The 23458-nt window shown below is 48.8% G+C and carries 19 protein-coding genes; 16 read left to right on the forward strand and 3 right to left on the reverse strand.

What is annotated here, in order from left to right:
* Positions 1-60: 60 nt before the first annotated feature.
* Complete coding sequence (locus tag QF049_RS29440) at positions 61-408, reverse strand: hypothetical protein (protein ID WP_307542499.1); 348 nt, start codon at positions 406-408, stop codon at positions 61-63.
* Positions 409-634: 226 nt separating this feature from the next.
* Between QF049_RS29440 and QF049_RS29445 the strand changes: the two genes are divergently transcribed.
* The 4 genes from QF049_RS29445 to QF049_RS29460 all read left to right on the forward strand — a co-directional run bounded on the left by QF049_RS29445 (position 635) and on the right by QF049_RS29460 (position 3936).
* The gene (locus tag QF049_RS29445) at positions 635-1498 is read left to right on the forward strand and encodes a MurR/RpiR family transcriptional regulator (RefSeq protein WP_091020915.1); all 864 of its coding nucleotides are present in this window, start codon (positions 635-637) and stop codon (positions 1496-1498) included.
* Positions 1499-1501: 3 nt separating this feature from the next.
* A complete protein-coding gene (gene nagB / locus QF049_RS29450; RefSeq protein ID WP_307542504.1) occupies positions 1502-2230 on the forward strand; it encodes a glucosamine-6-phosphate deaminase in 729 nt (242 codons plus the stop codon).
* The gene (gene nagA / locus QF049_RS29455; protein ID WP_307542505.1) at positions 2227-3441 is read left to right on the forward strand and encodes an N-acetylglucosamine-6-phosphate deacetylase; all 1215 of its coding nucleotides are present in this window, start codon (positions 2227-2229) and stop codon (positions 3439-3441) included. The genes nagB and nagA overlap by 4 nt, the downstream gene beginning before the upstream one ends.
* 123 nt (positions 3442-3564) lie before the next feature.
* Entirely contained in the window at positions 3565-3936 is a 372-nt protein-coding gene (locus QF049_RS29460; RefSeq protein WP_307542507.1) for a hypothetical protein, read from the forward strand.
* A gap of 489 nt (positions 3937-4425) precedes the next feature.
* Here QF049_RS29460 and QF049_RS29465 read toward each other — a convergent pair whose 3' ends face one another.
* Positions 4426-5781 (reverse strand): dipeptidase, encoded by a 1356-nt coding sequence (locus QF049_RS29465; protein WP_307542509.1) that lies wholly within the window; start codon positions 5779-5781, stop codon positions 4426-4428.
* A 215-nt stretch (positions 5782-5996) separates the two neighbouring features.
* Between QF049_RS29465 and QF049_RS29470 the strand changes: the two genes are divergently transcribed.
* The 8 genes from QF049_RS29470 to QF049_RS29505 all read left to right on the forward strand — a co-directional run bounded on the left by QF049_RS29470 (position 5997) and on the right by QF049_RS29505 (position 18754).
* Complete coding sequence (locus QF049_RS29470; RefSeq protein WP_307542511.1) at positions 5997-8402, forward strand: AraC family transcriptional regulator; 2406 nt, start codon at positions 5997-5999, stop codon at positions 8400-8402.
* A gap of 332 nt (positions 8403-8734) precedes the next feature.
* Entirely contained in the window at positions 8735-9664 is a 930-nt protein-coding gene (locus tag QF049_RS29475; RefSeq protein ID WP_026081491.1) for an ABC transporter permease, read from the forward strand.
* 12 nt (positions 9665-9676) lie between these two features.
* A complete protein-coding gene (locus QF049_RS29480; RefSeq protein WP_017692544.1) occupies positions 9677-10564 on the forward strand; it encodes a carbohydrate ABC transporter permease in 888 nt (295 codons plus the stop codon).
* An 18-nt stretch (positions 10565-10582) separates the two neighbouring features.
* Positions 10583-12088, forward strand: a complete 1506-nt coding sequence (locus QF049_RS29485) for an extracellular solute-binding protein (RefSeq protein ID WP_307542513.1) — start codon at positions 10583-10585, stop codon at positions 12086-12088.
* Positions 12089-12325: 237 nt separating this feature from the next.
* Positions 12326-12520 carry a hypothetical protein gene (locus QF049_RS29490; protein WP_307542514.1) on the forward strand — a complete coding sequence of 65 codons (195 nt, stop codon included), beginning with the start codon at positions 12326-12328 and terminating at the stop codon, positions 12518-12520.
* 40 nt (positions 12521-12560) lie between these two features.
* On the forward strand, positions 12561-15680 hold the full coding sequence (locus QF049_RS29495; protein ID WP_307542515.1) for a glycosyl hydrolase: 3120 nt from the start codon (positions 12561-12563) through the stop codon (positions 15678-15680).
* Positions 15681-15697: 17 nt separating this feature from the next.
* A complete protein-coding gene (locus QF049_RS29500) occupies positions 15698-16519 on the forward strand; it encodes a polysaccharide deacetylase family protein (RefSeq protein WP_307542517.1) in 822 nt (273 codons plus the stop codon).
* Positions 16520-16576: 57 nt separating this feature from the next.
* Positions 16577-18754 carry a glycoside hydrolase family 88/105 protein gene (locus QF049_RS29505; RefSeq protein WP_307542519.1) on the forward strand — a complete coding sequence of 726 codons (2178 nt, stop codon included), beginning with the start codon at positions 16577-16579 and terminating at the stop codon, positions 18752-18754.
* Between the two features lie 191 nt (positions 18755-18945).
* On the opposite strand, the gene QF049_RS29510 is transcribed toward QF049_RS29505, so the two are convergent.
* Entirely contained in the window at positions 18946-19821 is an 876-nt protein-coding gene (locus tag QF049_RS29510) for a DUF72 domain-containing protein (protein WP_124117678.1), read from the reverse strand.
* A gap of 217 nt (positions 19822-20038) precedes the next feature.
* On the opposite strand from QF049_RS29510, the gene QF049_RS29515 reads away from it, so the two are divergent.
* From QF049_RS29515 to QF049_RS29530, 4 genes are all read left to right on the forward strand, one after another.
* The gene (locus tag QF049_RS29515) at positions 20039-20782 is read left to right on the forward strand and encodes a class I SAM-dependent methyltransferase (RefSeq protein WP_307542523.1); all 744 of its coding nucleotides are present in this window, start codon (positions 20039-20041) and stop codon (positions 20780-20782) included.
* Between the two features lie 27 nt (positions 20783-20809).
* Positions 20810-21793, forward strand: a complete 984-nt coding sequence (locus tag QF049_RS29520) for an MBL fold metallo-hydrolase (RefSeq protein WP_307542525.1) — start codon at positions 20810-20812, stop codon at positions 21791-21793.
* A gap of 194 nt (positions 21794-21987) precedes the next feature.
* On the forward strand, positions 21988-22404 hold the full coding sequence (locus QF049_RS29525; RefSeq protein ID WP_124117683.1) for a hypothetical protein: 417 nt from the start codon (positions 21988-21990) through the stop codon (positions 22402-22404).
* Positions 22401-23444 carry an FAD:protein FMN transferase gene (locus QF049_RS29530; protein ID WP_307542527.1) on the forward strand — a complete coding sequence of 348 codons (1044 nt, stop codon included), beginning with the start codon at positions 22401-22403 and terminating at the stop codon, positions 23442-23444. The genes QF049_RS29525 and QF049_RS29530 overlap by 4 nt, the downstream gene beginning before the upstream one ends.
* Positions 23445-23458 lie beyond the last annotated feature (14 nt).

A 23458-nucleotide genomic window follows, 5' to 3' on the forward strand; every position in this document is an offset into this window, starting at 1 on the left:
AGAAGGGAAGAGGCTTTTTTGTTTTAGCGTGAAAAAATGAAACAACCGAATACATATCACTTATAGATTCCTATTTGTTTGAATGAACATCTTCCATCTTTTCTTCGATAAAGGCTGATAAAAGAGCCGCTCCAGTTCCTCGAACTGTGCTTCATTCAGATGAAGATGGAGCGCTCTTTTTGCTATATTGGCGGCAGGCTGGGAAGAAGATTTCCGGCCTCCGGCTTTTCGTTTGATCGGAATATGAAATTGCAGCAAGTCTTCAAGTCGATTCCAGCCTTCCCAACTCAGCCGACCTCCGCGTTTCCAGTCGATGGCATAGAGGGCATAATAGGCATGTCCTTCTGTTTGTTTGGTAGCAATAATCCAGGTGGAAGGAATAAATTTTTTCCGTTGTCTTCGATTCATTGAATTGCTCCTTCTTTTAATACGATCATATCTCGATTCTCAATATAAAGGACATCCACTATGCGTATCAAGCAGGTGAGGGTCTTTACACGCTCAGCATACTTGCAAAAGTCATGTTAAATTCCTCTTGATTTGCAGGATCGTCTTGATTAGAATGAAGTTATAAAAATAATTTTCTTATTTTATTTAAAATAAATAAAAATAATTTTCATTAAGTGAGGTCCTTATGGCAGCCATATTACGTGCGTTGCAGCAAGAACTGAATAACCTTCCGTCTCAGGAGCGACGTATTGCCGAAGTCATTATGCAATCTCCATCGGACATTCCCGGCTGGACAATTAGTCATCTGGCAGAGCAGAGTGGTACAAGTGCGGCGACGGTAACCCGCTTTTGCAAGTCGTTTCATTTCAAAGGATTTCCCGATTTCAAAATGAAGCTTGCCGCAGAATTGTCCCACGCGTCAGAGGAAACGGCGTATCAGGATATTGTCGCGGGCAATTCACTATCCAAAATTGTTGAAGCTATCGAAGCCAACCACCTCGCATCGATTGCAGACACCACCCGCTTACTGGATTTGGGCAGATTGGAGCATGCAGTGCAATTATTGTGCCAGGCTCGCCGCATCGATCTGTACGGTGTGGCTACCTCATCAATTGTTACACAGGATTTCTATCAGAAACTGGTGCGAATCGGCAAAAGCTGTACTGCTTTCTCAGATTCCCACATGCAGATTACATCCGCATCTTCGCTCGCTGAGGGAGATGTAGCGATGGCCGTATCCTATTCAGGCGAAACACCAGAGACCATCGATGCCCTGCATTGTGCCAAACAGGCCGGAGCTTCTACGATTTCACTGACTTCCTATGGCAGTAATACACTCGCAACGGTATCTGATATCCCACTGTTCACCTCTTCTCTGGAAGAAGGCATGAGGCGTGGAGATATGGCTTCACGTATTGCACTGCTGCATGTGGTCGATATTTTGTTCACAGGCATGGTAAGTGCCGACTTCGACCGTTTTATCCCCAGACTGGAACAATCCTATCACAACGTGCAGTCCTATCGCGTACAACACAACGGAGGTGCCTGACAGATGAATATCCGCATTTTTGAAAATGAAGAAGATTTAAACGCCACGGGTGCTGGCCTCATTGCCAGCTTGTTGCAAACCAAACCACGGGCTGTATTGGGGCTTGCGACAGGAAGTTCTCCTGTAGGCATATATAAACAGCTTATCACGTTGTACCAGAAGGGGCTGGTTAGCTTCTCACAGGCTTCTTCTTTTAATCTCGATGAGTATGTTGGACTTCCAACAGAACATCGCGAAAGTTACCGCAGTTTCATGAACGAACAATTATTCCATCATATTGATATGGATCTTGCGAGAACGCATGTGCCTGATGGTCAGGCTGCCGATCTGGAACAGGAATGTAATTCCTATGAACAACGGCTGGACGATTGTGGACCGGTAGACCTTCAACTGCTGGGCATTGGACATAATGGCCATATTGGCTTCAATGAACCGGGAACGGAGTTGACTGGACGAACACATGTCGTGGATTTGAAAGATGAGACGCGTAAGGCAAATGCACGTTTTTTCGACAGCATCGATGAAGTTCCGGCTCAGGCGATTACAATGGGTGTCGGTACCATTTTGAAAGCCAAACAAATTCTGCTCATTGCCCGTGGCGAGGAAAAAGCCGAGATTATTCGCGAAGCTTTTATGGGCCCAATCACAACGGCCTGTCCTGCATCGCTTTTGCAATGTCATCCAAATGTGGTGGTATTGCTGGACCGTGCAGCAGGGAGGCTGGTGAGATGACCGGAGCAAATAGTCATGAACCTGGGAGCCAGCGTGATGAAAATATTTCTCTTCTTCGGGGCAAGCTACTCCTTTCCAATGAGATATTGGAAGACGGTGTATTAGCCTGGAGGAATGGAAAAATCCTTTATGCTGGGGTACCAGAAGGTCTTCCTGAACAGATTCGGCGAGAAGCTTTGCCGCTGTCTGTACCGGAACGCGGCCTTATTGTGCCTGGATTCATTGATATCCATGTGCATGGTGGGAACGGAGAAGACTTTATGGGCGCAAGCCCGGAGGTGTTGGACAAGATCACTTCTTTTCATAGTACGCAGGGAACAACAGCGATGCTTGCAACTTCCATGACCGCTCCGAAAGAGCGACTGGACAGCGTACTTGCTGAAGTGGACCGCTACCGTTCAGGCGAAATGCCATATGCACAGCTTGAAGGTGTACACTTGGAAGGTCCGTTTTTTAGTCCGAAATGGCCTGGCGCGCAAAATCCGGAACACATCATTCTGCCTGATGTAACTTGGCTCGAAGCATGGGAGAAGCAGTATCCTGGCCTGATCCGTCAAGTTACGTTGGCACCGGAACGTGAAGGCGCACTGGAAGTCATTTCATGGCTGCGAGAACAGCGGATTACAGCGGCACTCGGCCACACGGATGCGACTTATGAAGAGGTGGAGAAAGCAGTTGAGGCAGGACTACATCATGCAGTACATACGTTCAATGCCATGACACCGCTACATCACCGGCTACCCGGGGCTGCCGGAGCCGTGCTGAGTGATCCACGTATCAGTGCTGAGGTAATTGCTGACGGCATTCATGTTCACCCTGCGGCGATATCAATTCTGGCTCAATTGAAGCAACATAACGATCAACTCGTGTTGATCACAGATGCCATGTCTGCTGCGGGATTGGATGATGGGGAGTACAAAATCGGCGACCTGCCCGTAATCGTGAAGCATGGAGAGGCCAGACTGAAGGACGGCGGCGCACTGGCGGGAAGCACACTGACGATGATTCGCGGTTTCCGTTACCTGGTACAGGAAGTGGGCCTGAGTCTGAACGCTGCATCACGTGCAGCAAGTTTAAGCCCCGCACGCCTGCTGGGTATTGATCACCGGACAGGTTCCCTGGCTCAAGGCAAACAGGCAGATATCGTTTTGCTAAATGCGGAGCTGGATATTGAGGGTGTGTGGGTAAAGGGCAGACGGATCGGTTTGTGATGCATCGGTCTTCGGAGTTAAAACTTGGCTTCTATCTGTGGAGAGGCAACACCTTGCACAATATGTTAAAATAGATCTCAAAAAGACGGGATCTGCGGATCACGCATAACGGAGGCGTGAAACATGGAACGTAACGCTATGCTCGAACATGATCCGTTCATCACAGTGTTGGCGGAGAAGTTGCACATACACGGATATTATGCCTTTTATGGCGAGCATTACAATGAGACCGATATGGAGCTGTACCGCAGGCATCTGTTCACATCATTCAGCAACATCGTATGGGTAGAGCTGGATGCACGCAAAAAGTATATGATTGTCGATCATCGTGGACGCAACACAGTCATGAAACTGATCGAGGGTATGCTGAACACACGTAGAACTCTGCGAGCGAACCAGGCAATGGCAGGAACGGACACCTCTGGAGTCCAGCAGGAAATTGCACACTTATCCAAGCTTGTGCACATGCTGAAGTTCACATTCTTCCGCACATAAAGGGAATGAGGGGAGTAGAATCTGGAGGATGTCCCGAAAGTGGGATACTCCTTCTAGTTACAGGGCTAATGAACGTACATTGAAACGAAATAGATCTAGATCACCAATTATAAAAGGGGTGTACCGTCATGAAGTTGGACGGCACACCCCTTTTGTATACTTATATACCTACCTACTACCCTACATTTGTAAAGTAGGCTCAATCCTAAAATCAGTCTGCGACAAGCTGCAAGGTAGTGAAGGGGACGAAATCGATTCAAACAAAAACGATGACCTGTAGGTCATGTTTTTGTAATATCTACCTGCCCCTCTATGAAGTTGAGTAAATAATTTACACGTTAACGGAGTGGGGAGAAAAAAGCTGAAGAAGCGGAGCGTTCGCCTTTATCACCCGAATTTCTCCCTTTAGAAAATGGAATCAAAGAAATCGGGGGATAACAGCGATCGGAAGCTTATTCTCCCCGCGTAGTGACCTCCGTGTAAGAGTGTTTACAAACTCTTCAAGAACTGAACAATCGTCAACAACCCTTTATCAAAGTTCTCCAGGTTGAAGTGCTCGTTTGGTGCATGCAGATTCTCATCCGGCAAGCCAAAGCCCATCATGACAGCAGGGATTTCGAGTACACGTGAGAGTTTCTCAACAATAGGAATGGAGCCGCCATCTTTGGTAAAGAGGGCACGAACGCCATACACGTGCTCATATGCATCTGCTGCTTTTTGCAGAATTGGATTGGAAGGATCAGTGTTGAAAGCAAAAGCTTTCTCGATCTGTTTCACATGCAGCGTTGCACCCGGTTGAACGTGAGCGCGCAGATGTGCTTCGATACGATCCAGTACATGTTGTGGATCTTGATCCGCCACGAGGCGGCAGGTGATTTTGGCATGAGCTTCCTTCGGAATAACCGTTTTGCTACCTTCGCCTTGGAAACCGCCCCATACGCCGTTCAGTTCCAATGTTGGACGAGCGCCTACACGTTCCACGAACGAGTAACCTTCTTCGCCGTACAATTGCTCCAGCCCGAGGTCTTGACGAAGCTGTTCTTCATTGAAGCCCTGTTTCACAAATTCTTCTCTCATCTCAGGAGACAGTGGCAGTACGCCGTCGTAGAAACCATCTACACTCACGCGGCCTTGCTCATCATGCAACGAAGCGAGCAAGGATACGAGTGCGTGCAGTGCGTTGGGTACACCGCCACCAAATGAACCGGAATGCAAGTCGGTATTGGCTGTGTTCAGATCTACGTGAAGCGAGCATAGGCCACGCAGGCCTGTAGAGATCGCCGGTTTACCTTTTTCAAGCAAGGACGTATCCGAGATCAGAACCATATCTGCACGCAGCTTGTCTGTATGTTCATTCAGATAGATGGGCAAGTTCGGGCTGGAGATTTCCTCTTCGCCTTCAATGCAGAACTTGATGTTAACTGGAAGTTCTTTGTTTTCGGCGAGAATGGCTTCAACTGCCTTGATATGTAGGAAGATCTGTCCTTTGTCATCCGTTGCACCACGGGCATACAGCTTGCCATCACGAACGGTGGGTTCGAAAGGTGGCGTGTCCCACAGGTTAAGGGGGTCTACAGGTTGTACATCGTAGTGTCCATAGATCAGAGCCGTCGGTTTGCCGGGTGCATGCAGGTGATCTGCATAGACAATCGGATGTCCAGCCGTTTGAATGACCTCTACGTTTTCCATGCCTGCACGTGTGAGCGCATCTGCTGCCCATTGTGCTGCACGGTTAATATCCTCTTTATGCTCTGAAATGGCAGAGATACTTGGAATGGACAACCATTCATTCAGTTCTGCCAGGTGTTTTTCTCTATTTTGTTCAAAATAAGTCTGTTCTTTCATTAAAAAGGCCTCCTTCATGTTTGCTATATCTCATTGTAATCCATTTTGTCATGTTAATAAAACATTGGTTAAAAAAATGATCGGTTACAGATCGTTTCATTCACCTGAGGATTGTGCGTATAATACAAGAAAAGGATTTCATCCATATATTCTCAGGGGAGTTGAGGAAGTTTCCATGACAGTCAGACCCGATGCAAGCAGGCAGGTGAGCAGCGATGGAACCGACTAGGAGCGATCGAATATTTGGCAGATTCAAGCGGTTATCCGATTTGAAGGCAGGAAGGCATAAAGGACGATTTTATCGAAACAGCCTGATGCTTATTTTACTCATTGCCAGCATTCCCGGACTAATCACAGGTATCGTCATGTATCAACAGGTTGTTGGCCGGATGGAAACCGAGTTCAATCAGATGCATCAGAACCAGATCGAGAACCGGGCACGCAATGTGGATGACCAGCTGGCTTACTTGGAGATGAACTTATCCCATTGGGCTTTTGAACCGAGGTTTGGCAATGCACTGCGAACGCTGGATTTTGTGTATTATTTTAATGAAACGCAGGAGATTGTGACTACCTTATACGTATTACAAGGTTCCCATCCGCTGATCAAGTCAGCACAGTTGTATTTGCAGGAACCGAAGCCAATCTTGTTTAATCGGGATTATACCGAATTGAACGATGAAGCCAAAGTACAAGCATATGATCGATACCTTTCCATGGGGAACCACGTGTACTGGACAGACTGGGTTTCCAGCGTCAACAGAGATACCGAACCTTCGACCAACGATAGTCCACTGCATACGGATGCAGGCAATGCACTCGTTCTAGTACATAAGATACCGGGGGAGAGCATTAATCCGTTTGGTGCATTGATCATCACGCTGGATAACGAGAAAGTCGCCAGTTTATTGAAAACGCTTACTCCTTATGACGAAGGGTTAACGTTCCTTATGGATCAGGAAGGAAACACACTGGTTACCGGGAATCCGGGAACGGCGGGAGAGACTTCTGCTTTTGAGCAGCAGCTAAAAGAAGAAGTAGCCCTGCATGCGGGCAGCCGCTCATTCCTGTTCCGATATGAGGATCAGACCTATTCTGTCTCATACGGTTCATTGAGTCGGATCGATTCAGACTGGACTTACGTCTCCGCAGCACCTTTGACCTCTGTCACTTCGCCAGTCAAGCTGGTATCCAAAATCATCGTTATTGCGAGTGCAGGCAGTCTCATCCTGGGATTGTTGTTATCCTGGTTTGCTTCCCGCCGCATCTATTCGCCTGTAGCACGGATGCTGCATCTGCTTACGCCTGGCAGAAACGAAACAACACCAATGGATGCCAAGCTGGACGAGTTTGAGCTGCTGGAGCAACAGTGGAACGAACTGACCTCCCGGAGTGTCACGGCACATCGCCAATTGCAGGAGCAGCTGCCCCATCTGCGCGACAGCTTTGTCTTACAACTTGTACAGGGGCATCTATATGCCTATAACGAGCAGGATCTTCAGCAGCGGATGCGTAATCTTGGTTTTGAGCTGGAGGCTCAGCAGTATTTGCTGGTGCAGATGTATTTTACGGGGTACGAGCAGCTGCAAGGCAGATTTGGAAGCCAGGACACGGGATTAGTCACCTTTGCAGCAGTGAATATTACACAGGAAGTGGCAAAAAATTATTTCAGGCAGATCAGTGTCATGAACTTTCATGACCTGTCTTCCGCCATGCTTGTGATCGCTCCTCAGGACGAACCTGTGAAGTCACAAGCGATGTTATGGGGACAAGAGCTAGTGGAGGTCATTGGACGAACACTCAAAATGAAGGTGACCTTGATGATCAGTCGCCCAGCAGCTTCACTTCAGGAACTGCCTGGACGATTCGTGGAGATGGAACAGGCCGTGGCTTATCGCAGTGTGGAGGAAGGAAGTCAGATTCTCGATCTGGAGGATGAGGAGTGTTTCCACAGAAACGAAGCAGCTTCCTATCCCCTGGGGCTGGAACGTGAGTTGCTACAGGCAGTCAGACTGGGCAAACAAGCCGAAGCGGAACGTGTGCTGGAGCAATTCATGAGTGAGATTACGCGGACGGGCAGTACCGAATTCCAAGTGCAGCAAATGATGCTTCAATTGCTCGGTAGTATTCAGCACATGATGCTGCAAACCGGGGTCACACCTTATAAGCTGTTTGGTGGTAGCAACATGTATGAGCGATTATCCGGTATTCGTGAACCTGTACAGATGAAGCAATGGATGATGAATGAGGTATTCATACCTTATATACAAGAGGTTGAAGCACGATCGCAGGAACCGCTGAAACTGGTGGTGGAACGAACGATGTTGTATATCGATACACATTACCGCAGCGACATTTCGCTGGAAAACTGTGCTGACGAGGAGCAGATGACACCCTATGCACTGAGCAAGGCATTCAAACAGGTATCGGGCATCAATTTTATTGATTATTTGACACGTGTGAGAATGGATGCGGCGAAGCAATTGTTACGGGAGACAACGATGAAAATCAATGATGTTGCGACGGCTGTGGGATATCAGCATAGTTATTTTAATCGGATCTTCAAGAAACAGGAGGGAGTTACTCCGAGTCAGTATCGCGATCAATGGTTTGGACAATAACCGTTTATGTCTTTGTCATTTCAGACCGGCATTCAGCTTTAGCGGATGTCGGTTTTTTCTTTTTTTACCGTGATACAAAGAAGGATAAACCCGCAAAAATGTGCAATTCTACCTGCTACGTTATGTGCAATTTCTTGTGAAAATGGCGTTATAGCGGGCTTTCCAGCCAGTGTGCCGGAGGTATGCAAAAAATGAAGGTTGCCGGAAAAAGATCGGCTGTATAGTCTGAGTATCAGGTTAATTGATAACGCTTACATCGTTGAGGGAGGGGAGACATGATGAACGGGAAGACGGACTGGAATACCAACGGCGCTGCAACTGCTCAAGCGGATATGGCCACAAGGCCATTAAAACAGGAGTCCAATTGGAAAAGGCAGATTAAACGAAACAAATGGTTATATGTACTTGTGCTTCCCGGCTTTTTGTACTTTGTCATCTTTAAATACTTGCCCATGTGGGGGATCATCATTGCCTTTCAGGATTACCAGCCTTTCCTTGGCATTCGGGAGAGTAACTGGGTGGGGCTAGAGAACTTTACGAACTTTTTCTCCAACCCGGACTTCTTCCGACTATTACGCAATACGCTGGTTCTTGCTCTGTATGATCTTATTTTCTTTTTCCCGGCACCGATCATTATAGCTTTATTATTAAATGAAATTCGGGTCGCTTTCTTCAAAAGAACGATTCAAACGCTGGTCTATGTACCCCATTTTGTATCCATGGTGATTATCGCCAGTATCACGTACGTGTTTCTGACCCCGCAGGGCGGGGTGTTATACGACCTGATCGCCTGGATTACAGGCAAGCCTATTGATGTACTCTCCAGTCCGGGTTCATTCCGTCCGCTGATTATTGTTCAGATGATGTGGAAGGAGATGGGTTGGGGCACAATCATTTTCTTGGCAGCCCTCGCAGGTGTCGATACGGAACAATATGAAGCCTCCATTGTGGATGGCGCCGGACGATTACGGCGGATGTGGCATATCACGCTTCCAGCCATTCGTACGACCATAGTCATTTTGCTTATTCTCAGACTGGGGAACTTCCTCGATACCGGATTTGAGCAGATCTATCTGATGACCAACTCCCTCAACCGGGATGTAGCGGACGTATTTGATACGTATGTGTACACGGTAGGGATTACGCAAGGTGCATTCAGTTACAGTACTGCTGTTGGACTATTCAAGTCTGTGGTGGGGATTATCCTGGTGCTTGGCAGTAATAAACTTGCGAAAAAATTCGGCCATCCCGGAATTTATTAAGGAGGAGCGCCCATGAACAGCCGTCTATACAACAGCCCTGCCGGCAAGGTATTTGATATCTTCAATTACGTTATGCTGGGGATTCTGGGCATATTAACCGTCCTTCCGTTCCTGTATATTATAGGGAATTCTTTCGCAACGGAAGCCGAGATCACCGAACGCAGTTTTTTCCTCATTCCGAAGGTGTTTTCCTTCAGTGCATATGAGTATATCTTTTCATCGTCCACGATTTTTCGCAGCATTGGTGTTTCCATCTTCATCACGGTAGCAGGTACCCTGGTTAATCTGTTCTTCACCTTAACGATGGCTTATCCACTATCCAGAAGTGATTTCTGGGGCCGTAACGTCATGATGAACATGGTAATTTTCTCGATGTTATTTGGCGGTGGCATGATTCCAACGTATCTCGTCATTCGTGGACTGGGACTGCTTGATTCCTACTGGGCCCTTATGCTTCCTGGCGCGATCAGCGCTTTTAACTTAATAGTTGTCAAAAACTTTTTTCAGCAAATGCCGCCCGGGCTGGAGGAAGCGGCCCGTATCGACGGCTGTTCGGATCTCGGGGTGCTGTGGCGAATCGTTCTGCCTTTATCGAAGCCGGTCATTGCCACGTTTGCCTTGTTCTACGCCGTAGGCCACTGGAACAACTTTTTCTCGGCACTGCTGTACATTTCCGACAGTGACAAATGGCCACTGCAAGTCATGCTGAGACAGATCGTGTTACTCTCGCAAGCCAGTGTCGGAGATATGGCAAACATGGACCCCAATTTTGTTCAGCCACCAGAGCAGTCGATCAAAATGGCGGTGATCGTTGTAGGTACCATTCCGATTTTGCTGGTGTATCCGTTTTTGCAGAAGCATTTTGCCAAAGGTGTCATGTTAGGTTCAATCAAAGGCTAAAGCCAAGGGGGAGAACGTATGGGACAAAAAACGGGATTCAAAAAAGGGGCACTGCTACTCTCTGCGTCACTGGTACTTAGTACAATTCTGGGCGCATGCTCCACGGACAAAGCAGATTCAGGAACCGCTGCGGGTGGCACCGATCAGCTCACGATTATGCTACCGAACTTTGAAGCGGAGAATCCGCCGGACAACAGCCCTGTGATTCAGAAGCTGGAGGAATTGACCAAGGTGGATGTGAACCTGCAGTGGGTGCCAAGCAGCTCGTATGAAGACAAATTCAACATTACACTGGCCTCGGGAAAGCTGCCTCAGATTATGGTGGTGTTAGGGAAGTCTCCAAGTTTCATTAATGCGGCACGAACCGGAGCATTCTGGGAACTGGGTCCTTATCTGAAGGACTATCCGAACCTGAGCCAGATGAATGAAATCATCACCAACAATGCCTCTATCGATGGCAAAACGTATGGGATTTATCGGGCTCGCCCTCTGGGACGTAATGGGGTGACGATCCGTAAGGACTGGCTGGCGAATCTGGGGCTGGAAGAGCCAAAGACGATTGATGAATTTTACAATGTATTGAAAGCGTTCACGAAGGATGACCCGGACGGTAACGGAAAGGATGATACGTACGGTCTGGTAGCCAGCAAATTCACGGGCCCGTGGGATAACATGCAGGTATGGTTCGGTGCCCCCAACAAATGGGGAGATGATGGCAACGGGGGGCTAATCCCTGCGCATGAGACACCAGAATACATGGAAGCACTGAAATTTTTCCGCCAGATCTACAGCGAGGGTCTGGTGAACAAGGACTTTGCGGTAATGGATGCGACGAAACTGCCTGATCCATTTGTGAATGGGCAAGCGGGTGTCATGGTCGATGTGGCAGACAATGCCCAGCGCATGGACCAGAAAATACTCGATAAAGATCCGAATGCGACAGGACGGGTGGATGTGCTGCAAGCCATGGAAGGTCCGAAGGGGCTGCGGGATATGCCAACGTCCGGATATTCCGGAATGATTGCCATCTCCAAAGGCAGTGTCAAAACGGAAGAGGAACTGAAGAAGGTGCTAAGCTTTCTGGATCAACTCAATGAACCAGAATTGCAGGCGCTGCTTGGGAATGGACTGGAAGGCAAGCAGTATGAGAAAAAAGAAAACTATATCATTCCATCCACTGACAAGCTTGCTCTCCGCGATCTGCAGGGCTTGAATCAGATTTTGATGTTTGTTCCCGAGGACAAAACGCTTCGCGTACAACAGACACCTGTCCGTGAAAAGGTTGCACAGGTGCAGAAGGCCAACGAAGAGATTGTCATCGCCAATCCTGGTGAACCGCTGATCTCTGATGTTTATGCTCAGAAAGGACCGCAGCTGGACAATATCATTAACGATGCACGGATCAAATATATCGTAGGTCAGATTGATGAGAAAGGATTCGAAGATGCTGTTACCCTGTGGAAGAACAACGGCGGAGACGATTATGTGAAAGAAGTCAATGAACTGTACGCTGCACTGAAGTAGTCTTATAAGCAAAAGCCCGGCAGCCGTGCTTTCAGGGTAACGGGGACAGTCGGGCTTTTTTTATCGCTGTAATGGCTTGATCCGTGAACAAAAAAATCATCCAACTTTCTGGAAATTATGACTTCCTGAATATGGTTTTTGATGTATAATCAAAGCGAAACAAACCTATTTGAACTTAAATGAACGTTATTAGTAAAGTTTAACGACCACTCTTGAACAGGCAGGGAGGAAGGCAACATGTGGGACGGGGATGCATTTAGTAATCCCGAGGCGCAGTACCGGGTTCATCCCTTTTGGTTCTGGAACGGGGATATGGAAGAAGAGCAGATTAAGCGGCAGGTGGCTGAGATGGCCGCGCAAGGTGTAGGCGGATTCTTTATCTGTCCACGTCAGGGACTGCAAATTTCCCTATCTCTCCGAAGCGTGGTTTGATAAGGTGCGGATTGCAGTGGAAGCGGCGGCCGACCATGGCATGCAGGTATGGTTATATGACGAATATCCATATCCAAGCGGGATGGCTGGCGGGGAAGTGACCCTTGATTTCCCTGAAGCGAAGCAGCGCCAGCTCGTGCATCATCAGTTGGTGGTTCAGGGCGGAGAAGCTGTGGATCTGGAGTTGCCATGGGGACGAGTCTTGGTTGCCAAGGCGATTCCCAAGGATGCACAGGGCAAACTGTTGTGGCATGAATCCATTGACTTGCGAAATAAAATCGGCAATATCCAGACGGACCAGGTGTATCAGGAGACAGGGCTCACATCGTATAACCGTAAGCGGTTCTTCACCTATCAAACAGCATTCCGCATGTTGTGGGAAGTTCCGGCAGGTGATTGGGAGTTGATTATATTTCAGGAAAAAGAGATCGATGATTTCAAATATTACGGCAACTTTGTTGATCCTTGCCACAAGGAAGCGATGAGTCGTTTTATTGAACTGACACATGAGCGTTATAAGTCAGCGGTTGGAGATCAATTTGAAAGCGTAATCAAAGGCATGTTCTCGGATGAGATTGCACCGCTGGGCCGTATCCCCTGGTCCCAACAGCTTCCCCGTTATTTCAGTGAGCGTTGTGGATATAGTCTGATCGATTCGCTACCGGCCCTGTTATATGGTGATGTTCCGGACGCGCATCGTATTCGGTATGACTATTACCAGTCACTGCACCTGCTTCTCAGGGAGTCCTATCACAAACAGGTGCATGACTGGTGTGAAGAAGCAGGAATCCAGTATGCGGCTGAAGTGCCTGGCGTACGGATGACCACCCAGTTGTTCAGCCATATGCCAGGTGGTGATTCGGCACATGAGAAAATCGGACGATCCTTATCGTGGATTCTGGAACGATACGGCCAAAAGATGCGTGACAATCCCAAGATGGTCAGTTCGCTTGCCCGGCAATTGGGCCGAAGCCGCAATCTGATTGAATGTTTTCACAGTGTAGGCTGGTCGATGACGCTACAGGATGCCAAGTGGATGATCGATCGAATGGCCGCCATGGGCACCAATTTTTATAACTTTCACGCCTTTTTCTATACGATTGGTGGGCTGGCAAAGCATGATGCACCGCCATCTCAATTTTTACAGAATCCCTACTGGAAGCATTTCCGGCAGTTGGGGGATTATACCGGACGTTTGAGCTATCTCATGAGCACCGGAACAGCAGACATCCGTATTGCCGTGCTTGACCCAACGACGACATTCTGGAGTCTGATGGGGAATCCGCTGCATGGATTTGAGTATAGCGGCGAGGACGAATTAGAACGCGCGCAACTGGAGCGCCTGACGAAGGACTGGATGAGGATCACGACACATCTGCTCGAAAACAGACGTGACTATGATCACCTTGACCCCGAATTGTTGCCTGAAGCTGACTTAACGGATGGCATCATTCAGATCGGCGTTGCCCGTTATGACGTACTGATTCTGCCACCGATGCTGAATCTGGAGGCAGCGGCCTGGGAACAGGTGAAGCGATTTGTTCGGCAGGGAGGTACTGTCATCTCTGTTGGAATGCCTCCACATATTGCGATTCAGCCGGGAAGTCCGGAGGGAGATGAAGCTACCCAGTTCTTTGGTGCGGGCGAGCAGCCGCAAGAGGTGTACTGGGGCCGTGGAGGGGACACGGGTCACGATAACCGTGAAACCGTGTGGCATCAAGGTGAGGGGAATGCTTATTTTCTACCCGCAGGAACGGGGCAAGGAGATGACTTTTCGCTGGAGCTGATCTCTCTCCTGCTCGATCAGGTATTGCCGGAACCTATCTGCTGGATTATGGAGGAGGAGAGCGCCTCCCTGTTGATGCACACCCGTCAATTGTCCGATGGGGAGCATATGGTTTTCTTGACCAATCAGGAGGGTCAGGACCTGAAGGGACAGTTGAAGCTGGTCGCCAGACAGTTGTGGGATGGAACGGAGCTGACAGAGGGTGCTTGTCTGGTGGCAGAACGACTTGATCTGGAGACAGGACAGCTTCAGACATTACCGTATACGAGCAGTGGCGGGGAATGTTGTATTTCACTTACGCTGGCGCCTTATGAAGCACATGCTGTTCGTCTTACTTTACAACCTGCGAAGGAAGAGGCATTAACAACGAAGGTGGATGTAACAGACAAAACGGGTTCGGCGTTCGTAACGGCTGTATCGGCAGGAGCTAATCAGGCTCGTAAGATCATGGTCCCTTCGGAAGGGCCATGGCGACTGGAAACGGTGCAGCCTAACATTTTGCGAATGGGGCAATTCCATCTTCAGGCTTCCAATGCTAATGGTGTGATTCTGGAAAGCCAGCATGTAGCTGTAAAACCGTTTATTGATCAGGCGGCAGAATTATCGGAGCAGCAGCATCTGCCAGTCCAGTTTAATCAGGTGTTTGGCACACCAAAAAAGGCATCCGTTGCTTACCCGATCGAGTGCCGTTATACGACCACATTTGAGCTGAAAACGGCATTGTCTGCATGCCTTTTATTCATGGACAGAGCGGCGATATCAGGCACTTGGTCGATGGAGATTAATGGGCAACCGCTTGAAAAGAAACAATTCGATCCAATTGAAATAACCGACCACAATAATATCGCTTGTGATATTACAGAGCTGCTGCACAGCGGTCTTAACGAAATGACGGTGATTGTGCAGGTAACGAAAGATGAGGATGGCATCGTGGATCCCCTGTATCTACAGGGAAGATTCGGCGTGGAGTTCCATCATGAAGGCATGGCTTCGCTTGTACGGGAGTCGGACACGGCCCTTCGTATCGGACCTGAACCGCAGCCGCTGTATCCCTATTTTGCCGGGGAAATGAGTTATAAACGCACGTTCGGGCTGGATGAGCCAGGGGAAGATATTACCTCGTTTGAACTGGAATTTAGCGATTGGCGTGTGCAGGATGTGGTGGAAGTGCGGGTGAACGGACATAATCTGGGTGTGAGATGCTGGTCTCCGTATCGCTGGAAGGGAGAGGGCTCCTGGTTGCGTCCGGGAGACAATGACATTGAAGTGCGGATTATCAACACATTGATCGGCCTGCTGGAAGGTACGTATTTTGATTCAGAACATCATCAATTACAGGATGCAGGTCATGTACCTGTTGAAGAATTGGGATAAAGGAGTGGAAGTAAGGGATGGGACATCGTATTCAGTTTGACCGCTATCCAGGTGGTGTGATGAAAGCGTTAACGCTCAGTTATGACGACGGAGTGGTGCATGATCGCAGACTGGTGGAGATTTGTAATCGGTATGGTCTACGGGGAACCTTTAATCTGAACTCCGGTACCTTGGGTAATCCAGGCCGCATTGAGGCTGGGGAAGTCGCTGAACTTTATACGGGGCATGAAGTAGCCGTTCACACCGTTACTCACCCTACGCTACCTTATGTTCCGAATGAACTATTGACCGAAGAGATTATCGAAGACCGAAAAGCATTGGAGCAGCTCGTCGGTTATCCGGTACGAGGCATGGCTTATCCCAACGGAGGGTACGACCGTGCGTTAAGTACAAAGTTGGAGTGGCTTGGCATTGATTATGCCCGTACCGTTGAATCACACGGCAGATACACATTGCCAGATCGGCCGCTTGAATGGCATCCGACGTGTCATCATAACCATGATCTGGCGGGGCATGCCAAACGTTTTATCCAACATTCCAAAACAGGTACGCCACTATTACTCTACGTCTGGGGTCACAGCTATGAGTTCAATGACAACGACAACTGGGAGATCATCGAACAGTTTGGTGAGCAGATTGGCGGCAGGAACGACATCTGGTACGCGACGAACATCGAAGTGATTGCCTATTGGAAAGCGGTGCAACGACTGGAGTGTTCAGCCGATCGATCCATCATCCATAATCCGTCTGCCATCCCGGTTTGGTTCACGGCAGATCAACAGGTTGTTGAAGTGCAGGGCGGAGAGACATTGCGGCTAAGCGAACGAATCAAGGTATAAGGAAGGGAGCTGACGATCATTCGTTATTTTCATGAGAACGAGGCGATTGCAGGCAAGGTGTACGATTCAATTCCGGATATATTGACAACGGTGGCTCAGCGTTATATTGGCGATCATCCGAAACATTCCTTTTTGTTCAGAGCTTTTCATCAGGGTGGTTTTCGTAGACTTGGGGACTATCGCTACGACCTGAATCTGAATGAGAAATGCGTAGAGGCGCGTGCAGGGCAATACGTATATGTGTGGGGCAAGTTATGGAGCGAGCAGAATACAACGTTAAATACGGGCCTGAACTGTTATAGTCCGGTGACGATCTACGTGAACGGCGAAGAGGTATTCAAATCCGAGTTGTTGCAGGAGTTATTTCCCGAGCGAAGAACCCAGATTCCAATTTCCGTGAACTATGGCTGGAATGATGTGTTGCTATGTTTTGTCAAAACAGAAGTAGGATTCGGCGGTATCTACGGAACAGCCTCTTTCAAAAATTTCCCCCTGCACTTCCTCACTCCTGGGGCAGATCGTCAAGGACAGGAGGGCTGGTTATATTCGGAACCCGTCGATGAACCTGTATTATCTCTTCCTCGTGACGGCATGACGGAAGAAGAAACGGTCCTTTCCTGGTATCCGCGAAGGGGCTGGAGAGATGAGGAGCAGAGCAAGGGTTCATTTGCTCGCATCTTTGGTACGGAACAACCCGCTGTGGCTTATGCATGGACGAGACTGGATGTAATCTTGCCGGGATCAACGCCAATTATTTTAAAAGGAAATCATGATGGTGCTTTGACTCTGTATGTGGATGGGACGGAAATATACTCTGCTGGAAGCAGTGCCAACTTCCACGCAGAAATCCCCCGCCGTTACGGTTCTTGGGATCTAGTCGTGAAAGGTGAAATCCAGGCACAAGGTGGCTCCTGGGGATTCACGTTGGAAGATGACGAAAGTTCGGGTTCCACAGGCTGGAGACTAAGATCACCTCATCCGGTTGCGGGGTGCTCTGACCCCTGGCTCTACACAGGTGTATTTGCTCCCGGCGCTGAACCATCCCATGCTGACATCGTGCGAACAGATACCGTGTTTGATGATGGCGCACAAGGTGTATATTGGCGGGTAGATCTTCCCGATACCCATGTTCGTCCTTACCTGGAGAATACACATTACGGGAAGTGGAATTATCCGCTCGGTGTTACCCTGCTTGGACTGCTCCAGACAGGACAGGAATTGGGACGGGATGATTACATTCAGTATGTGCGGCAACATATTGAACTGAGTACTTCATTTGATCGTTACGGTCTATGGGATAGGGAAGGATACGGTGCGGCAGGAATCAATAATCAACTGTCTGCGATAGACAGTCTGGATGATTGTGGTTCGTTTGGCTCTACACTGCTTGCTGCGATGGAGTTGGGTGATATTCGTGGGGGAAGAGACACGGCGGATCGGATTGCGGGCTACATTACGGATGAGCAAGAACGTCTGGAGGATGGTGCCTTTTACCGGGTTCGCGGCAGTGGGGAGATGCGTCAGGAGACCATGTGGTGTGATGACTTGTACATGAGTACACCTTTTCTGATGCGTTATGGTCAGTTGAAAGGAGATAGGGCGTACTGGGATGATGCGATCAATCAGTTCCTGATGTTCCGTAAATACCTCTACCTTCCCGAACAACAGATTATGTCCCATGTGTATGATTTTGTGCGTGGTCGGGCGACAGGTATCCCATGGGGACGAGGGAACGGCTGGGTGCTCTTTTCATTAACCGAATTGTTATCCATCTTGCCACATGATCATGTGAAACGGTCGGAACTGCTACGTTTCTACCGTGATTTAAGTGAAGGTTATCTGGCGCTGCAAGGGGAAAATGGACTATGGCATCAGGTGCTGAACCGCCCGGATTCGTATGAAGAAACCTCCTGCACGTCCATGTTCATCTACGCTTATGCCCGTGGTATTCGGGAAGGCTGGCTGGAACAGCCAGAGCCTTATCTGGAGGCAGTGCGCAAAGGATGGAAAGGCATGACGCGTTTGTCGATTGACTATAAAGGTAATATATACGGGGTATGCCGCGGTTCCGGGTACTCGTTTACCGCCTTGTATTATCGCGATGATCTGGGATGGAATCTGAACGATACCCACGGGATTGGCATTGTGCTCTTGGCTGGCATTGAAGCGCATAAAATGAATCAGCAGCTCCGTGAGGCGCATATCGATTCTTCGGTTACAGCCGCGCAGCGCTGATGTTTGACGCAACGAAACGAATGTATGTGGATAGCCTTCTATAGGTAGATTACCAGCTAAAGAAAGCGGCAATGCCCTCAGGCTTGCCGCTTTTTAGTGTTATTCTAATCCCGAATTTGATCAGCATGATAACAATGATAAATACACTTACCTTCACCTAATAATATGAATAACTCTGTTTTTAGCGTGCATTAAAATAACTCCAGCTGCTCCGGTCCTTCTTCCTGTTCTGGTTCAGTACGGTCAGGAAAAGGCTTCACTGGCAGGTCCAGCAGGTCCATCATCATCTGTGCATTCGCCGCTGCATCGCCACCGGAGTTGTTATTAAAAATAACATAGACATCTTTGCTCTGCTCTTGCAATTGCTCCAGATACCCTTTCCATTCCAACAATTCTTCCTTATTGTAACGGTACAAATAACGGGTCTCGCGCCAATTAGGCGCACCATTCTGATGCCAGCCGGACACGTTGCGTCCGTGCATGCGAACCAGCGTCATCTCCGAATCCGTGGCCTGTGGCACGATAGGAATGGAACCTAAACCCGCCTGAGGTTCGTCACAGACACTATGAATCCAGCCTTGCTCCTTCATGAACGAAAGCGTCCGCTCGCGCATGCCATCTTCATACCAGCTGCGATGACGGAATTCTAGGGCACACGGAATACCTTCCATTCTCAGTTTCACTTCACGAAGCTCTTTTACGTTGTCCTTATTGCACTCAAACCAAGGTGGATATTGAAACAAGGCTGCCTGCATCTTGCCAGCTTCAATGACAGGCTCCAGTGATTCCCGAAAAGCTTTATACATCTCCGACGTGCTGGTGAAGTAGGGTTTGCCCCGCAGATGTCCGGTCATTCCCTGATAGGCTTTGATGATAAAAGCAAAGGATTCGGGCGTCTCGGCAGCCCATCGTGCCATTCGATCTCGCGGCTGAACGGCGTAGAAAGAACTATCCACCTCCACGGTGGAGAAGTATTGTCCGTATAGACTGAGCTTGTCTTTGGCTTTGGTACGGTTTGGATAGAGATCTTCCTGATCCCCCCATCCGGTAAGTCCGATGTGAATCATAAGAACACCTCCTGTTGCTTATAATTAACCGATCTGCAGGCATATGTCTAACATTATATCGTGTGCATTTTGGCTGTTCAATGTTGGAAAATCACTGGAATTTTTTGAGTTTGCAGAATAAAGACGGTACAATACATTAAAGCTAGGGGAAATGATCAGGCTTGTACAACAGTGACTATAGATAGAGAGCCAGTGACCAAGTGGAGGGCGAGAATGGATGACGGAATGGTATGAAAAGAGTTTTGGAGAAGATTATCTTCTCGTATACAAGCACCGGGATGTGCAGGGTGCCTATCAGGAAGTACATAAAATGATCAATTGGTTGAAGCTTGAGCCCAATGCTGAAGTATTGGATCTATGCTGCGGTATGGGACGGCACTCCATGGCACTTGCTGATGCAGGATTGCGAGTGACCGGAGTTGATCTGTCCGATGTGCTTCTACGTGAAGCGCGCCTAATGGACACCGAACACCGAGTATCGTGGTGTCATGCGGACATGCGTGAACTGCCGTTGAAAGGTGGCTTTGACGCTGTAGTTAATCTGTTCACATCGTTTGGTTATTTCCTGGAGGACGGAGAACAATTGAAAGTATTACGTGCCATTCATCGCATGCTTCGCCCGGGTGGCAGCTATATTATTGATTTTATGAATACGGCTTATGTGACTCGGCATCTGATGCCCCACTCTGTCCGAGAGGATGAGGGGCAGCGGATTGAGGAGTATCGCAAGATTGAGGAAGGATTTGTGCAGAAGGAGATTCGCATTACGGACACCGCATCCGGACATGAACCGCGGGTATATCAGGAGCGTGTGAAGTTGTACACACGGGATCAACTGAGTCAGATGTTAAGTGCCGCCGGACTCCGGGTAGATCAGGTACATGGTGGCTATGACGAAGAGAAATATGACGAGCAGACTTCTCCACGCATGATTTTTGTGGGTCATCGTCCTGTGGAGTGAACAGAGACAGTCTGGAAGGGGGATAACATGAAGCGCACAGAAGAGATGCCCATGACAGAGGGCATACACCGGGTCAAGATCAGCATGTCGTTTCCCTTACGATGGGTGAACAGTTATCTGTTATCAGAACCGGATGGAAAGATAACCATTATAGATCCGGGACCGCGCAATTCGGAAACAGAACAGGAGTGGAGTGAAGCGTTGGCAGATCTCGGCCTGACCTTTGGCGATATTCGTCAAATTGTACTGACCCACCATCACCCCGATCATCTTGGGTTGTCGGGTTGGATGCAACAGATGACAGGGGCACTCGTTCGAATGTCCACACGCTCCCGCAAAGAGGCTGATTATATGTGGGGACCTGATTCACACATCAATATAATATTACCTGATTATTATGGTTGTCATGGTATGCCGGAAGACAAGACTGAGCAGATACATGAACATATGAAGGCATTTGCTTCGCAGATCACGCCACTTCCGAATGTCACGCCTATTGAAGATGGCGAGTGGCTCGATATGGGCGGGAAACGTTGGATTGCTGTGGAGACAGGTGGACATGCCCCAGGCCATTTATCCTTTTATGCGCCGGAGTCCATGGAGATTCTGTGCGGAGATGCAGTTTTGCCACAGATTTCACCGAATATCAGTCTGCAACCCGGCAGTGACCCTCAGCCATTATTGTCTTATATGGAAGGATTGGAACGTCTTGGGGAGCTGAACGTCAAGCATGCGTACCCGGGACATCGGAATCCTTTTACCCAGTTCACCGAACGGACAGTACAATTGCTGGCTCATCACGAGGAACGTCTTCAGAAGATGACAGAGCGAATTCAGGAGTCACCGGCGAATGCTTATGACATCTGTGTGCACATGTTTGGGAATCGGCTGGGTACCCATCAACTGCGGTTTGCCATGAGTGAGACGTTAGCCCATTTGCAGGAGTTAATTCGACGCGAAGTAGTGAAGCGAGAGCAGAAACCGGATGGCACGTTCTATTTTCGATTTTAAAGGTATGTTGATATAGATATGAAATGATAATGCGACCTTTAGAGGCTCGGGACAGGAAATTCACCTGTTCTGGGCCTTTTTAGCCTCTCTTAACGGTTCATTCATCTATTTTTAAGCCAGCGCGCCTATGATACATCTATGAACTTCGCTAGGGCGTGTCTTGAGACACACCCTAAAGAAAGTAGGGAAGAGCGATGACCAGAAGAAAACGGAATCAATGGAGAAAATGGCAAGCTTCAGCGGCAGCAACGTTGACCGTGGCTGCACTCTTTCAATATGTAAGAACTTCGGATGCCTTTGATGTGGCTTATGCAGCAGCGAATGGTACGGATACAAGCGTTACTGCTTCAAGCCAGGTGGATACGCGGGATGATGTGATGGATGAATGGATCAACAGCACAACGGACAGCAACAACTGGAATACGCAGGACAATAATAATGATGATAGTCAATATAATGGAACATCCGATAGCACACAAGCAGCTCGGCCAGATCAGAGCGTGAGTAACAAGGATAATTATTCAGATTCTCAGCGTATCGGGCAAAATAACCAGGGTAAAGACTCTGGATACAGCAGTGGCAACTATCAGTCACGTACAGGTGCATCATGAGCCGCACGGAGCAAGTTGCTCGTCCGCTCCGATTTCAATTCCGTGCAATGAACACGGATGTTGAAGTGCAGCTGTCCGCTGGGCAGGAAGAAGCTGAACATGCAGCAACCGTGGTGAAGAATTGGTTTGAGACGCAAGAGCAGCGCTTTAGCCGATTTGTGGCAGACAGTGAACTGAATCGTCTGAATCATGCAACCGGATGGATACCCATCTCCGCTGCGATGGATGAAGTGTTGAGTCTGGCCTATGGATATATTGGACTGACTGAAGGGATTTTTCAACCGGGTATCTCGCAGGCTCTTCAGGCTTCGGGATATGATCTAAGCTTCGAGAAGGTGCAACAACGACAACCGCAACGTCCGCTGCTTGAACGCATTTTGCGAACGAGAACACCTGAAAGCTCAGGAATGATGGAAGATCGTCATGACCACAGTCGTCCGGGATGGATTCAGCGGGAAGGTAGTCGGATGGTTCATCTGGACCCCGGAGCTGAGTTGGACCTGGGAGGCATTGTTAAGGGCTGGGCAGTAGAGCGTATCGCAGACTGGTTACAGCGAACGTTGCATATTCCGGCGGGGTTGATTAACGCGGGTGGAGATATTCAAGTATGGGGTTCACCAGACCATTCCCAGTGGACCTTGCAAGTAGAAGATCCTTTGCAGAATCAGGGTGCTGTGTCGGGAGCGATCCGTTTACAGCGAGGAGCTGTTGCCACATCGGGTATTTCCCGCAGACAATGGCAGAATACGGATGGAAGCTTTGCACACCACCTCATTGACCCACGGACGATGGAGCCGGCAGATACGGACGTATTGCAGTGTACGGTTCTGGGACAGCATGCTTCGCAATGCGAGATCATTGCCAAGACGGTCTGCATTTTGGGTAGTGCCGAGGCGGTGGGTTGGTTAAACCGACATTACGATCGGCATGACGTCTTGTGGATGACACGGGATGAGAGTATTTATTTTAGAGGGAATACGGATACGCTCGCTGAGCACTGGCCCGGTTTTGATCCGGATCATCGCTTCAGTCTGATATAAACGGGGACAAGTCT

Origin of the sequence: Paenibacillus sp. W4I10 (assembly GCF_030816325.1) — a bacterium.
Taxonomy (GTDB): domain Bacteria; phylum Bacillota; class Bacilli; order Paenibacillales; family Paenibacillaceae; genus Paenibacillus; species Paenibacillus amylolyticus_B.